This is a genomic window from Paenibacillus hunanensis (genome assembly GCF_014645615.1).
Taxonomy (GTDB): domain Bacteria; phylum Bacillota; class Bacilli; order Paenibacillales; family Paenibacillaceae; genus Saccharibacillus; species Saccharibacillus hunanensis.
The window spans coordinates 50,475-64,465 of the sequence record NZ_BMMB01000007.1 but is presented as its reverse complement, the minus strand read 5'-3'; the positions used below and the strand labels follow the sequence as shown (position 1 = coordinate 64,465).

Here is a 13,991-nt window from a genome sequence, read left to right as displayed (position 1 = left end):
CACAGCCCGAATGGGACTGCTGCCCATACTAAATCGATGCAAAGGAGCAACTATGATGACGAACGTGCTGGAAAATTTCACTGAGACGACATTGGACGAACGACTGCAATGGCATTCTCCGCCTGAAAAATGGTCAATCTCTCCGCAAAAGCAGGTACTCACCTTTGAGCCGCTAGCTGAAACTGATTTCTGGCAAAAAACGCATTATGGCTTTCGTGTAGATAACGGACATTTTCTGTTTGCAGAGGTCAAGGGTGATTTTCAAATGACCACTCGTGTCCGTACATACCCGGTGCACCAGTATGATCAAGCCGGGTTGATGGTTCGATTTTCGGATCGCTGCTGGCTGAAAACCTCTGTTGAATTTGAAACAGATGGTCATGCCAAGCTGGGTGCAGTCGTGACCAACAATGGCTATTCCGACTGGTCAACGCAAAATTTCAGAGCAGGCTTTACAGAGCTGATGTTCCGTATCACCCGTGTCTCTGGCGACTATACGATTGAATATGCAGAACCAGCAGACGATGAAGCATCAGAACCGGCATGGCATCAAATGAGAATTGCGCATCTGTTTGATGATGTGGATGACCAGACCCCTTTCCAATGTGGTGTTTATGCATGCTGTCCACAAGGGCAAGGCTGTCAGGTCGAATTCGACTTTCTGCACATCGTCCAACAGGGCACATCCACCATATAATCCTATCATTTAATTTTATGTATATTAATTATATATATTACAATTATTAACTATAGTCGCTTTTATGATGACGTTCAATGTAAAATTTACGTCAGTTTTTACATGTGAAAGTTGTTAGATACTCCGGTAATTGGATTACCCATGTCATAATATGGAAGACGGAAGCTTGTTGCTACGATTATTTGATGACCAACATGACCGACATCCGTTTACCTATATAATGTCGATACAACAAAACAGAAAAGCAGGAGCAAACACGAGCTTGTTCGTGTCTGTTCCTGCTTTTTTCATTGCGTTAATCATTCGATAAAAAGTCTCGAAAAAGGGGCTTCAATCAAGCACCTATTCGCCTGTTTGCAGCATTCAAGCCATTGTTTAGGAGCGCATAATATTTTAACTTTTTTATGCCAATAAAGCTTGCCATTATTCCCCACGTTCGCTATAATGGGAACATAGGTTCTCAAAACATTAGTTCCCATAAGGTGGTGACATGAATGGCTGTCTTTTTATCCGCAGAAGAACGTTCCCTGGTAAAAAGCTATTTGCTGCTAACGTATATTCAAAAGAAATTTGATCGTGATGCCCGCGCTATGGAGCATCAAGACTCACTCGATAATCATGCATTGTATATGGAAATCATCCAGGGTGGTACAGATCGTACCAATTTGCTACTGTCTGAAGTACGCCGAGATTTACGTAAGCATCAGCTTCGATTATATGAGGTTAATCAATCTGAGAATAGTGTGGAAGCGCAGATCCTTTGTAAGGGTCATCATGGAACCTTTCGCATCCCTGCTGACGAATTCCGACTTGAGGCTTCTGCACGTATGCGTGCCTATGTTGGCTTAGGGCCGATCCATACCGCATCTGCTGAAGCACGTCCAGGCAAGGATACTCCGGCTTCGTCTCCTTCACGAGTGCGTGAGCCAGCACGTTATGCAGGCGGTTATGCGCCTTATCGTACAGGAACATAAGTAACGTCATTAGCATGTATATTATGATGGATAGTATGGAATCAGTCCCCTTTAATTCAACTATCATTCCACATGCTAATCATTCGGTGTTTGCCTCTGTCTCTGCCTGTAGCACGATAACTAACTACCCGGCTTTACAAATATATGAATAGCTTGACCTTAGTACGTCATCCCGATAAGGAATACGACCAATATCATAACTAGCTTCCTAACTAGCAGTAATGCTATACCGTGACAACATGGTATGGCAACTAAGATTGTCCCTTTATAATTTGTTTAATATACAACCAGTGATTATCCCCCTATAATCGCTGGACACACCTACGACGACGATATTCAGGCTCTGGCAGAGACAGTTTGAGCATATGTAGCTTGGCAATCCCCTCTTGTACAGTCTTCTATAGCTACACCAAAGACCTTGCAATCCGCTAATGCGGTGCAAGGTCTTTTTTCGTATAGCCCTACCTAAGCAAGGATTATGGCTTTGATTTCGAGCAATTCCGAACGTAACAGAACAAATTTGGAACAAATTCAGTCCATATTTATCCAAACGTAGAACTTTTATTCCTCAGTCGCTGCTTCCTCTGGAGCTTCTTCATCCAGCGGGCTGCGACGTGCTTCCTTCGATGGCTGAATGATGTAATTACGACTGAGCTTGACTACGTTTCGATTCGGACGACGAATTAACACATGCTCATCATCCCATGCAATGACAATCCCGCGGATATCATTTTCACGAATATCATCACGAACGACCCTTACCTTTTCGCCAGATAGACGATAGGCATCCAATTGTTCCTCGCTAATCATGTTATGTCCTCCCCTCTAATCTAGAATCTAGCCTATACATCGCCGCTTAACGGCGTTACCTTGTATTGTGCCCGTTTATACGGGACAGCATTTATGAACGGCTGATATGCCGCAAGCTCTATTGTACCGAAAGTATACAGGATGTGTACACCTATCCAAGCTTATTCTACGAATACACGCAAAAAAAGACCTAAATGAATAATCATTTAGGTCTTGTTAAAGCAAATGGAAGATGATCCAGATATGATTAACGCTGTGCGTGCTCTTTGGAATCGTTTTTCTCGAACCAATAATCTAGCACTTTAGCGGACATCACACGCTCGTTAACGTACTCTACCTGATGATCGGAAAATTGTGATTCCCAGGCGAAGTCCAGTTCTTTCGACAAATTCACGATGGTTAGCAATTCAGACCATGCGACATAGCGTTTGTACCAAAAGAACTGAGGATGCTCAATCATATAGGGATACAGGTCATCAAATTCAGTGTGCTTACAATCCAAAGCACGCTCGAAGTGTACTTTTGCGTCAGCCAGTTTGTTCAGGAAAAACTCTTCAGTGATCGGCTCTTTGCTCATTAGTCTGCCTCCCCTCCCTAACATATCTTTATTATAAGACAACGAGACCCCATTTGGAAAGAGTATATCGTATTTCGGTAAAATTGGTGTAAGGCAATGACGTTCTAATGTTGATTCATGGGGTTATATTTACACTATCGGTCACGTATGCCTATATCTTAAGATAAACCATAATAAAATGCATGAATAATTTTTGGTGAATTATTCTGTTATAAGTTTGAATGGTGTTGGGGTTGTTAAAGCATCCTATTCGTTTCTTCGTCGTGTAGTCTGTATTCCTATTATGCAGTATATGAACATATACCTTTATAGCACTACTGCATTTCTTACCCCGGCTTGATTAACCGAATGTAATCTTGCCATCCTCTAACGAAGCAATTTTAACGAGAGAATCGAGGCGGATGCCCTGTTCTCGGATGGCATTTGCACCATTTTGGAATGCTTTTTCGATAACAATGCCTACGCCTACGAGTGTAGCGCCAGAGCGTTGGATGATTTTGACCAATCCGCGAGCGGCGTCGCCGTTGGCGATAATGTCATCGATGAAGAGAATGCGATCATTTTCAGTTACGAACTGCTTGGACAGCATAATGTCGGTCACGATGCCCTTGGTAAACGAAGGTACGCGTTCTACATAGGCATCAGGATCAGCGAGCAGTGTTTTTTTACGGCGTGCAAATACGAGCGGTACGCCTAGCTCCAGTGCTGTTGCAAAAGCAACCGGGATACCGGACGATTCGACGGTTACGACGCGTGTAATGCCTTCTGCGCGATACAGGTTAGCGAACTCCTGTCCCATTTTCATCATTAGCTGTGGATCGACCTGCTGATTGAGCAATGCGTCCAGCTTGAGCACATCGCTCGATAATACGGTTGATTCTTCCAAAATACGTTGTTTTAATTCTTCCATCATCCGTCCTCCGTCACTCATATCGATCGTGCCGAATGCCTACGAGCATATCGGCTCCTTTTAGTGGTGCTGTGTTGCTTACAGAATTGCGTCTTGTAGCAGAAGCTTATCCTGATCTAATGCTGTGTTGCTGCTTGAGTCGATCCTATTTTGCATGGTACACCCTATACTCTTGTAATTCGTCACCTGGTATTCATTTCCTGCCTATAACGGCAAGCTAACACCGATATTACTCATTCTCTGCTGGTTGTGCAGTCAGATCGGTCATACTGACGATCGATTCCTCTGGCACTAATTCCAAATATAGCTTCTTCAGCTCGTTGACCACATGTCCGAGTGAATAATGATTTTTAGCCTTTTCCCAGCCGGTACGGGCTAGCTCATAACGGTAGGATGGATCGGTAATTACTTTTTCCAGCGCCTCAGCGAGCTCCTGCTCATGATCTGGCGGCACCAGTAGACCGTTAACGCCGTCTTCAATCTGCTCAGCAATACCGCCTACATTCGTTCCGACAAGTGCTAGCCAGCACAGTGCAGCCTCAGCAAATACCGAGCCAAATGCCTCTGCTCGTGATGGCAGAACAAAAATATCGAAAAACGGCATGAACTCTTCTGGATGAAGAGTGTATCCATAAAAGATCGTATCCTCATAAATACCAAGCTCACGCGCCATATCCTCCAGCTCGGTGCGGCTTGGGCCATCTCCGATAATGTGCAGCACATACGTATGTCCACGTTGCTTGAGAATCGCACATGCTTTGAGCAGGGTATCGAGCCCTTTTGCAGGTACAAGACGGCAGACGGTCATAAGCTGTGGTACCTCATTTTCATGTGGAATCGGCTTGAAGCGTTTTTCGTCAAAGCCGTTCGGCAGTACAACGATGCGCTCAGGATACTCCACATATGGTGTCAGATAGCTCTTAAATGATTGCGATACGGTCATCAGGCGATCGGTACGAAGCTCTAGCTCACGATAGAGCGAGATGAGAAACTGCTGCTCCATGCTGCCTTCTTCGATTTTCCCATTCAGCATTAGCTCGCGCTCGTAGCTAGAGTGGATGGTTTGAATGATCGGTGTCTCTGGAAATACTTCTCGCATCACCAATCCAACCAGCGGATGGTGGGAATGAATCAGGTCATACGGCTTAGTCAGCCTCAGCTTCGCCCACCAGCGATAATCACGATAGGTTTGAATGTATTTCTGTACGATCGGGCTTTCACCATAGATCGTCCAGTCAAAGGTTTCAAATACGACATCGTCCTTGCCTTTATTGCGAATGCGTTTGGGCAAAGAAAATAACTCCATTTCCCAGCGAGCCGAGCTAAAACGCTCTTGCAGGTATGGAATCATAGATGATACGCCTCCCGGTTGTTCAGGAGGAAAAAACAGGGCTTGCAGCAATCTCAAGAATATTCCTCCTTTCCTGCCAGTTCATTGTCCGATTCATCTGTAATCGGTACACACGTCTGAGCTTTCTACTACCCGATTGTATCACGGATTGGCATGAACCAACACAACAAAACCGCTCAAACATCGAGCGGTTCCAATGAAATATGCCATTTGTCGTTGCATTCTCTGCCATTAAAGGTCGGATACATCACAATATTTTTTCAGCATATGATACACACCATCGTCATTGTTAGACCGTGTCACCTCGTCAGCAGCTGCCTTCACATCGACAGGTGAATTATCGACAGCAATCCCCAGACCTGCATAACGAATCATCGACAGATCATTGTAATAATTACCGATTGCCATAATATGCTCTGGTGCAATCCCTTTTTGCTGAGCAAAGGCTTGTAGAGCAGCGCCCTTGGATGCCTGTGGATGCATCAGATCGATGAAAAATTCACCGCTGCGCTGAATATTAAAGGTTGGTTCCCATAGATTCCAATCGGTATACGCCTGATCCAGCTTTTCTGGCTCTGCAAATACACTGAGCTTGAGCACAGGCTCACTCAGCTCACTCCAATGCGGCAGCAGCATCGGCTTCATATCAAAGCCTTGAAACTGAGCATACATCTCCTGAGCCGCCACCTGCATCTGTTCAAGCGATTGGACATAGATGCTATATGCCGTATTCACATCAAAATGCAGATCATGACTGCGACAATAGCTCATATAATTTTCTAATGCAGGTACATCGAGTGGGAATTGATGCACAATCTTGCCTGTCCCCGTATGAACGGTAGCCGCACCATTATGCACGATTACATGTCCATCCTCATGAAAGCCAAGCTGCTTCATGTATGGAATCGAGTTGGTTGGCGTGCGTCCGGTACAAAATACAATTTCTACGCCTCGTCCAGCCAGCTCCTGTAGTGCCTGCGCTGTACGTGGTAAAATTTCATGATCATCCGTTAATAATGTACCGTCCATATCCAGTGCAATCAGTTGATAGTGCATCGTTCCATCCCCATCCTTTGTTAGGCTTGTCTATCTTTTTTGGTAATCTGAACAGATTTCAGGCTGTAGGCTCTTCACTTCGACCAAGCAGCTCCAGCTCAATTGCGGTCAATTCGCGATAATGTCCCAGCGGTAAGCCCGGATCAAGCTCTAATGCACCCATCGAAATGCGTTTGAGATAGATGACCTTTTTCCCCACCGCTTCGAACATACGCTTTACCTGATGGAACTTGCCCTCTGAAATCGTAAGCTGAATTTGCGAAAGGGTACCGTCCGGTGTTTGAGACGAGCCTGTAATCTCCAGTGCAGCAGGCATCGTCCGATATCCATCATCCAATGTGACACCTTCCTTGAAGCGCTGTACATCCTGCTCATTCACATCGCCCAGTACATCGGCGATATACGTTTTCGGTACATGCTTGCGCGGCGACAGCAGCTCATGTGCGAGCTGACCATCATTCGTAAGCAAGAGCAGTCCCTCAGTATCCTTATCCAATCGTCCCACTGGAAATGGCTCGAAGATGCGAGAGTCATCGTCAAGCAGATCAATCACTGTGCGATCACGACGATCCTCCGTTGCTGAGATTACACCCTGAGGCTTGTTCAGCATAATATAAATGAATTCACGGTATTCTACACGCTGTCCGTCAAATTCAATCTCGCTCTGATACGGATCGACCTGTAATCCGCTATCCTTAATCGTTTGTCCATCTACTCGAATACGTCCCTGCTTCACAGCACGCTTGAGCTCGCTACGTGTCCCATAGCCAAGATTGCCAAGTATTTTATCAATTCGTTGCTTTTTAGCTGTTGTTCCCATGATCTACATCCATCTCCATCCTGCCGGGTATTCATTTTTCAGGTTGCCGTCTTGTTGCCATTTGCCCCAGCCTACGGAATAGCCGTCGATGCATACAAGCACATAGCCTTTTGCCGTGACATCTGGATCACATTCAATGCGATCCGCAGCAATCGATAACGTTTGTCCTTTTAAATAAGCAATGGATTCCGCTGAATCGAGCGCTAGATTCAGACGTCGCTTCGCTTCAGACGGAACGAGTGCTGTTGCCAGCGCATGACTGGCGGTAAAACGTCCATTTTTGAAGGTTCCCAGATACCAGCCTGGTCGAATAACCTTCAGTCCATGCAAACGCTGTTCATCCAGCGGCGATACATACAGATTGCTACCGTACACGATCATATAGCGTGGATCCGCAGAGCTTGCATCTTGGAGCTGCATATTCAGCTCCTGCTGCTGAAATGATGTCCAAGCAAGGAGTCCCTCCTCCAGCCCGTTCACTGGCTTTGTCGCAGTGCGTGCAGATTGTCCTTTTTTATCATGTTTGCCATGCGGCTTACTACCTTTAGCAGCGGAGCGACGATCATGGTTCTCATTCGTATAACCGCCTTGTGCACCTTTTGGCTCCTTACCTGCATGCCCTGATTTATCCCGACGCATGCGTTCAGTAGCTTGCCCATCGCCTGCCTTATTGTAGGCTGAAGCCTCTACATCTACAGTCTCAGCCGAAGTTATAGCAATCGAACGCTCACGACTGCGTTCTCCAGTATGATCAAGCACCGCCAGATAATGACCTTCTCCCTCAATATGATGCGGCCATAGACGGACGGTACGATCCGTTTGCGCTATCGCTTCAGCAGATGGAGGCTGCTCACCAGCTGCCATCTTATTCAGCACAGAACGCCCTTCGGCAAGCTCCTGCTCTACCTGCACTGCCCATTTACTCTGACCGGGTTGAAAATGCTCACTACCTGCTGGAACAGTTGCTTGAAACTCAGGATGCTGATCGAGAAAAACCGCGATGCTGCGCTCATTTTCCTCTGGTGCAAAGGTGCAGGTGGAATAGACAATTCGCCCTCCTGGTGCAAGCATACGTGCGACCGTTCGTAAAATATCTCGTTGCATCATCGAGCAGCTCTCTACCGAGTGATTCAGCCATTGCCGTGCCGCATCCTCATCCTTACGGAACATGCCTTCACCCGAGCAAGGTGCATCAACTAGAATTTTATCAAAAAAGCCTTCAAACCGATCTGCAATCCGATCCGGTGTCTCATTCAATACAATCGCATTGCGCACGCCGCTAAGCTCAAGATTTTTGCCCAGCGCTCGAATGCGGTCTGCGCTCAGATCATTGGTAACTAGCAAGCCCTGTCCCTGCAATGCAGCAGCAATCTGGGTCGACTTGCCACCCGGTGCGGCACACAGATCCAGCACACGATCGCCTGGCTCCACCTGTAGCGCTTCGACTGGACTCATTGCGCTTGGCTCCTGAATATAGTACAGTCCACTGTAATAATACGGATGCTTGCCTGGACGCTCCTCTGCATTCAGGTAATAGCCTGTCTCACACCATGGAATCGGACGCAGCTCGAAAGGAGACTTGCTTTGAAATTGCTCATTACTAATTTTCAATGTATTCACACGCAAGCCTGCACGCGGTGATTGCTCATAGCTCTGGAGAAAGGCATCATACTCTTCTCCTAATAACTGCTCCATACGCTGCAAAAATTGCGGTGGTAATTGTACCGCCATATTCCATATTGCTCCTTTAAATTTAAAATCAGATCGTTTTATTTATACTATAGCTAAGTTGACACATAAGTTCACGATCAACAATTACGATCTATGATAAACGGAATCAGCGATACGTAAATGCCGAGTATGCCAGCAACTATTTTAGCACAAACAGAACATGATCGGTCTGCTCAAATCAAAAAGCTTGCCGATGACGGCAAGCTTTTGTGCATAATGTAACTGTTCCATTTTATAGCTAGCGATTCGTTTTGCCAACAAATCTTATACCGTGCTAATCGTTTGGCAGCTCCTTTGACTTGGGGCCACGCTCATAGCCAGTACGTAGCGGCACATGAGGCGCGATCTTTTTGCTGGCTGCCTTTACCTCTTTACGAAGTAAGGCGTCCGTGATACTAATCTCAATGGGATAAAAATCAAAGGGCTTCTGCTCGTAGCGCTCCAGACGTGTAATATACTTACGCACATCTGCGATTAAGCGCGACATATCAATGCCAAGTGTATGGTGCGAGCTGGAGGTCAGCTTATGCAAGCTACTCTTCAGCATTTTGATCGCACCGATACGCTTGTTATAGGCGGAGTTGATCGTACCATTTCGAAAATGGAATAGCCCGACCGCGACCTGTAGCAATCCCTTGTATACCGGTTCCCTGTCCTTTTCCAGCCATAGCTCTTCCAGTACCTCGTGACATTCAAAATAATCACGATCCCGGTTGAAATAGACGAGATAGGCGACATACAGCGGGTGGAACTCATGACTCATCCTGTTCCTCTTCCACCATACGTGCGCCGGATTTGCGCATCTTTCTTACGGATTCGCCTAGCTGCTGCAAGCCGATGAAGTCTTGCTTTTCCCATAGCTCATTGAATTTTTGCTGACTTTCCAATGCCTCGGTCACTTTATGCAGGAAGTAGAGTCGATGAATATCCTTTAAGACACGCTGCACCAGATTCGCTTCATCCTCAAAGCTCTTCTGGGCATCCAGAATATCCTCACGTATGCTGGACATTTCATTATCCAAAATCATCGCTGCCTCAGCTGCCGTTTTCAGACGATCTCGAATCGGTGCAGGCAAGCTCTGACGATATTTATAATTTAGTGAGTGCTCGATCGTTGCCCAGAAATTCATCGCCAGGGTGCGAATCTGAATCTCAGCGAGCACGATCTTTTGACCGAATGCGGTCTGCACTGGATATTCAGCAATCATATGGAAGCTGCGATAGCCGCTTTCCTTAAAGTTTGTCACATAATCTTTTTCATAAAGAACAGTTAGATCCTTGCGGGCACGAATGTACTGTGCAACCCAGCGAATATCCTCCACAAACTGGCACATGATCCGGATGCCTGCGATATCCTCAATTCCTGTGTCAAGCTGATCCCTTGGAACGTCCAGACGTTTAGCTTTATCCAGAATGCTGGATATTTTTTTGACACGTCCGGTAACAAATTCGATCGGCGCGTACTCTTCTCTCTTTTTCAACTCGGCGCGCATCGTTTTGAATTTTACCTTCAATTCTTCAACCGCTTGTTCGTAGGGAAGCAAGAATAATTCCCAGTCTCTGTCATCCATCTTCATGCCTCCTCAGTGTATGACCTGTTTCTTTTAACATGTACAAGCGGTAGGTTAGCGGTGCGCTATTCCAACCGCTTCCGAAATATGTGCGAATCCGTCGCGCTGCATCAGCTCGCGAATCCCATTATGAAGCCGCCGTGTAATCTGTGGGCCTTCATAGATAAACGATGTATAAATCTCCACCAGGCTGGAGCCTGCCTTAATTTTGTCATAGGCATCCTCGCTCGAAAAAATGCCCCCGCATCCAATGATCGGCAGCTTGCCTTCCGTTTGGCGATACACACGAGAGATAATCTCTGTTGAACGTTCGGTAAGCGGACGTCCGCTCAGTCCACCTGTCTCTCCTGCATGATTATGCGTAAGTCCATCACGGGAAAGGGTCGTATTCGTCGCGATAATACCTGCTGCACCGCTTTGACGAATCGTCTCTACCATATACTCCAGCTCAGCGTCGCTCACATCTGGTGCAATTTTGACCAGTACCGATTTGGATGTACCGTGGTTTTGAGCCTGTGCATTCATTTCCTGCATCACCTCAGCGAGCAATTCCTTTAATTCATTACCATGCTGTAAGTTACGCAAATCAGGTGTATTTGGCGAACTGATATTGACGACGAAAAAGTCTGCATAGGTATATAGCTCACTAATGCACGCTTTGTAGTCTTCAGCCGCTTCTTCGTTAGGAGTCACTTTATTTTTACCAATATTGACCGCGATCGGAATCGGATGATCGACCAGATGACGCAATCGATCTGCCATTGCCCAGGCACCTTCGTTATTGAAGCCCATTCGGTTAATAAGCGCTCGATCCGACGGTAAACGAAACAAACGCGGCTGCTCGTTCCCTGGCTGAGGCTTGGGCGTAACCGTTCCGACTTCCATAAAGCCAAATCCGGATGCGGATAGGCCAGCTACCGCCTGTGCATTTTTGTCCAGACCCGCAGCAAGTCCTACTGGACCGGGAAACGTAATGCCGAATAGCTCTGTCGTCATGTCCGGTGTACTGGTGATACCATACATGGACTGCATTGCCGCGAGGGTGCCGGGAATGCGCACGCCCGCACCTAACCCTCCGATGACCAGATGATGCGCCTTTTCCGGATCCATCCGAAAGAGTACAGGCTTGAAAATATTACGGTATAACAAATTCCATTCACTCCGTTCCTGGCATAGGCCTAAAGCCATGATGCATAACGTTTTGCAAGGTTCCTCAAGGCGCCAAGCAAGATTATTCTCTATTCTAGTTTATCCTGTTCTGCCCCAAAAGAAAAGCGATCTTCTCGTTTTGAGAAGACCGCCGTTGGCGCAGTAGTGCTATACGTCACAGGTAGTGTAAACGTTCCGCCTGCTCCTATCCTTTAGTTCAGCCAGTGATACATACGGCTTGGATCGGTTTGATCCTGCTGTGGCTTTTTATTAGAGGCATAACGCTGCTTCGGAATCTGGATCTCATCGGGCAGTACATCGCTGGCGATCGTCACCTTTGTTCCTAGCGGAGCCATATCGAATAGCTCCTCCACGTCATCCTTACTCATACGCACACAGCCAAGCGATTCGTCAGCACCGATGCTATCCGGATCATTCGTACCGTGGATCGCATAATTCGTATCCGATAGCTGCATCCCACGACTACCAAATTCACCGTTCGATCTGCCATTCGGATTCATGACCTTGATTGAGAGATGGAATACGCCTTCCGGTGTTTTTGTTCCGCCTAAGCCAACTGGATAATTGCGCAGTAGCTTTGTACCGCTCACCAGACCGAGGCGATACTTTTTCTTATCCACGATAATTTCGAGCGGCTCGCTAAAATAAGGTCGATTCCCCAGTGTGCTAGCAAATAATTTTTGCATGTTACCGCTAAAGCCATTCTCCGGCATCGCTCCAGCGGCATCAAGCGGATACGGCTGCAATGTCTGGAACGACTGATCCATTAGCGTGGTCGTGCCAGAAAGCCAGTTGGCTGGAAAAGACTGATCCAGCTGTCCCAGACCCTGTGGTAGCTGTCCTCGCGCGGATTTGAAGCTGGCGAGCGCCGTCTGCATTACAGCTAGCTGCTCCTGCTGCTGCATCCACGCGGCGGCATCAGCAGCGCTGACTCCAGCGTCTCCTGGCTTACAGCGACAAGCAGCGGCATTATACGATTGTACCTGTACCTGCGCAGGCGTATCATTCGCCTGCATCGTGTACGCAACCGGTAGCACGTGCTTCCATAGCTCCCATTTGCCAGACTTCTCCATTCCGAGAATAGCCGCACGATCTGGCTCTGTTCCATGGAGCTGCTGAGCAATAAATAATGCTAAGCCACTTCCTGCTGCTGCACTGCCCCCTGAAGCCGCTGTAAAGCTAAGCGGAGCATGGTAGGCAGGCACGCTCTCAGGCTGCTGTGACTTGGTTCCGCTATTCACCCCATTTGTCGTCTCTGCTGGAGGATTCTCCATAGCCATCTGATCCTCTGCTGCGGGTAAATCAAGAGAGCGCATCAGGATTAAAAATAAAAATACGATGCTCAGCCAGATCATGCGCCGCTTGTGTAGCTTGCGATCACGTGCATGACCCATCTCCATCACTTTCGCTTCATAATCCTTCAGCACTTCTGCCGGAATCTGACTCTGCTCAAAGGCTTCATACACATCGCCTGCGCGATTGTAGCAATAGTTGGCTTTGCCCATCTGTCCGTCAGACTCGTACTCCTTCCCAAGCAAGTACCAGCCCATGCGATTGTCGGGATGCATCTTCACATAGCGTTTCAAATAAAGTAGGTTTTTCATGGTATCTCCGGACTCCCGCTCCGGATCTCCTTTCCCGGGCTTCACAGCCGTTTTATATGTACGTTGTTTCGGCTGTAACGCCAGGTTCTTTTGCCACGTTGCACGAATTTACGGCAAAAAAAGCCTATATCCCTTTTTATCGGTCAAAAGCGGTCATTTCTCGATAGAACCGACGTAGGGCTGTCGAATCAAATTATATGCTTTAGCGCGTGCTTTATTTTCAGAAATATGAAACAGCAGCTATGCGTAAGGAACCATATAGCTTATCCTCATCATCCATTTACCCGATTCGCAGGAATGAAAAAAAGCACCGCGCTGGCTATGTAGCCAAAACAGTGCTCTTTCTCTCTTATGGCATTACGTATGCGTATGAACGCGTCCGAAATTACTCGGCGTGTGGCTCATCTGCAATGATAATGGAATCGGTTGGGCAACCGTCGCAAGCGTCCAGCATGTCTTCATGCATGTCTTCTGGAATCGCTGTTACACCACGGTTACTGTCGCCGCCAAAGATCACTTCTGCCAGGCCTTCATCATCGTAGTCGTAGATGTCAGGTGCAGTAGCGCCGCATGCACCGCAAGCGATGCATGTATCTTTATCAACCCAAGTATATTTGCTCATGTGTATATCCTCCTATCATTACTTTCCAGTTGTCTATTTCTAGAACACCAGTCTGTACAGATATTCAAAATATAATACAAAGCCTCAATAATTTCAAA

At 46.9% G+C, this 13,991-nt stretch carries 14 protein-coding genes; 2 read left to right on the top strand and 12 right to left on the bottom strand.

Features of this window, described 5'->3' with window-relative positions:
* The first annotated feature begins 52 nt into the window (after positions 1 to 52).
* Both IEX62_RS15800 and IEX62_RS15795 read left to right on the top strand, forming a co-directional pair.
* On the top strand, positions 53 to 697 hold the full coding sequence (locus IEX62_RS15800; RefSeq protein WP_373289148.1) for a DUF1349 domain-containing protein: 645 nt from the start codon (positions 53 to 55) through the stop codon (positions 695 to 697).
* Between the two features lie 494 nt (positions 698 to 1,191).
* On the top strand, positions 1,192 to 1,671 hold the full coding sequence (locus IEX62_RS15795) for a YhjD family protein (RefSeq protein WP_188776513.1): 480 nt from the start codon (positions 1,192 to 1,194) through the stop codon (positions 1,669 to 1,671).
* A gap of 561 nt (positions 1,672 to 2,232) precedes the next feature.
* On the opposite strand, the gene IEX62_RS15790 is transcribed toward IEX62_RS15795, so the two are convergent.
* The 12 genes from IEX62_RS15790 to IEX62_RS15735 all read right to left on the bottom strand — a co-directional run bounded on the left by IEX62_RS15790 (position 2,233) and on the right by IEX62_RS15735 (position 13,893).
* Positions 2,233 to 2,481, bottom strand: a complete 249-nt coding sequence (locus IEX62_RS15790) for a hypothetical protein (protein WP_188776512.1) — start codon at positions 2,479 to 2,481, stop codon at positions 2,233 to 2,235.
* 247 nt (positions 2,482 to 2,728) lie between these two features.
* Positions 2,729 to 3,058 (bottom strand): hypothetical protein, encoded by a 330-nt coding sequence (locus tag IEX62_RS15785; RefSeq protein ID WP_188776511.1) that lies wholly within the window; start codon positions 3,056 to 3,058, stop codon positions 2,729 to 2,731.
* Between the two features lie 340 nt (positions 3,059 to 3,398).
* Positions 3,399 to 3,968, bottom strand: a complete 570-nt coding sequence (locus tag IEX62_RS15780; protein ID WP_188776792.1) for a xanthine phosphoribosyltransferase — start codon at positions 3,966 to 3,968, stop codon at positions 3,399 to 3,401.
* A 229-nt stretch (positions 3,969 to 4,197) separates the two neighbouring features.
* On the bottom strand, positions 4,198 to 5,376 hold the full coding sequence (locus tag IEX62_RS15775) for a glycosyltransferase family 4 protein (protein WP_188776510.1): 1,179 nt from the start codon (positions 5,374 to 5,376) through the stop codon (positions 4,198 to 4,200).
* 174 nt (positions 5,377 to 5,550) lie between these two features.
* Positions 5,551 to 6,375, bottom strand: a complete 825-nt coding sequence (locus IEX62_RS15770; protein ID WP_188776509.1) for a Cof-type HAD-IIB family hydrolase — start codon at positions 6,373 to 6,375, stop codon at positions 5,551 to 5,553.
* Positions 6,376 to 6,433: 58 nt separating this feature from the next.
* Positions 6,434 to 7,195: a pseudouridine synthase gene (locus IEX62_RS15765; protein WP_188776508.1), complete on the bottom strand. Its 762-nt coding sequence runs from the start codon at positions 7,193 to 7,195 to the stop codon at positions 6,434 to 6,436.
* Positions 7,196 to 7,198: 3 nt separating this feature from the next.
* Positions 7,199 to 8,926, bottom strand: a complete 1,728-nt coding sequence (locus tag IEX62_RS15760; RefSeq protein ID WP_188776507.1) for an RsmB/NOP family class I SAM-dependent RNA methyltransferase — start codon at positions 8,924 to 8,926, stop codon at positions 7,199 to 7,201.
* Between the two features lie 274 nt (positions 8,927 to 9,200).
* Positions 9,201 to 9,689 carry a DUF309 domain-containing protein gene (locus IEX62_RS15755; RefSeq protein WP_188776506.1) on the bottom strand — a complete coding sequence of 163 codons (489 nt, stop codon included), beginning with the start codon at positions 9,687 to 9,689 and terminating at the stop codon, positions 9,201 to 9,203.
* Positions 9,679 to 10,497 carry a GTP diphosphokinase gene (yjbM, locus tag IEX62_RS15750; RefSeq protein WP_188776505.1) on the bottom strand — a complete coding sequence of 273 codons (819 nt, stop codon included), beginning with the start codon at positions 10,495 to 10,497 and terminating at the stop codon, positions 9,679 to 9,681. Before yjbM ends, IEX62_RS15755 begins: the two co-directional genes overlap by 11 nt.
* Before the next feature lie 54 nt (positions 10,498 to 10,551).
* Positions 10,552 to 11,646 carry a quinone-dependent dihydroorotate dehydrogenase gene (locus IEX62_RS15745; protein WP_188776504.1) on the bottom strand — a complete coding sequence of 365 codons (1,095 nt, stop codon included), beginning with the start codon at positions 11,644 to 11,646 and terminating at the stop codon, positions 10,552 to 10,554.
* A gap of 212 nt (positions 11,647 to 11,858) precedes the next feature.
* Positions 11,859 to 13,271, bottom strand: coding sequence for a L,D-transpeptidase (locus IEX62_RS15740; RefSeq protein WP_188776503.1), 1,413 nt, complete (start codon positions 13,269 to 13,271; stop codon positions 11,859 to 11,861).
* Between the two features lie 385 nt (positions 13,272 to 13,656).
* Positions 13,657 to 13,893, bottom strand: coding sequence for a ferredoxin (locus IEX62_RS15735; protein WP_188776502.1), 237 nt, complete (start codon positions 13,891 to 13,893; stop codon positions 13,657 to 13,659).
* Positions 13,894 to 13,991 lie beyond the last annotated feature (98 nt).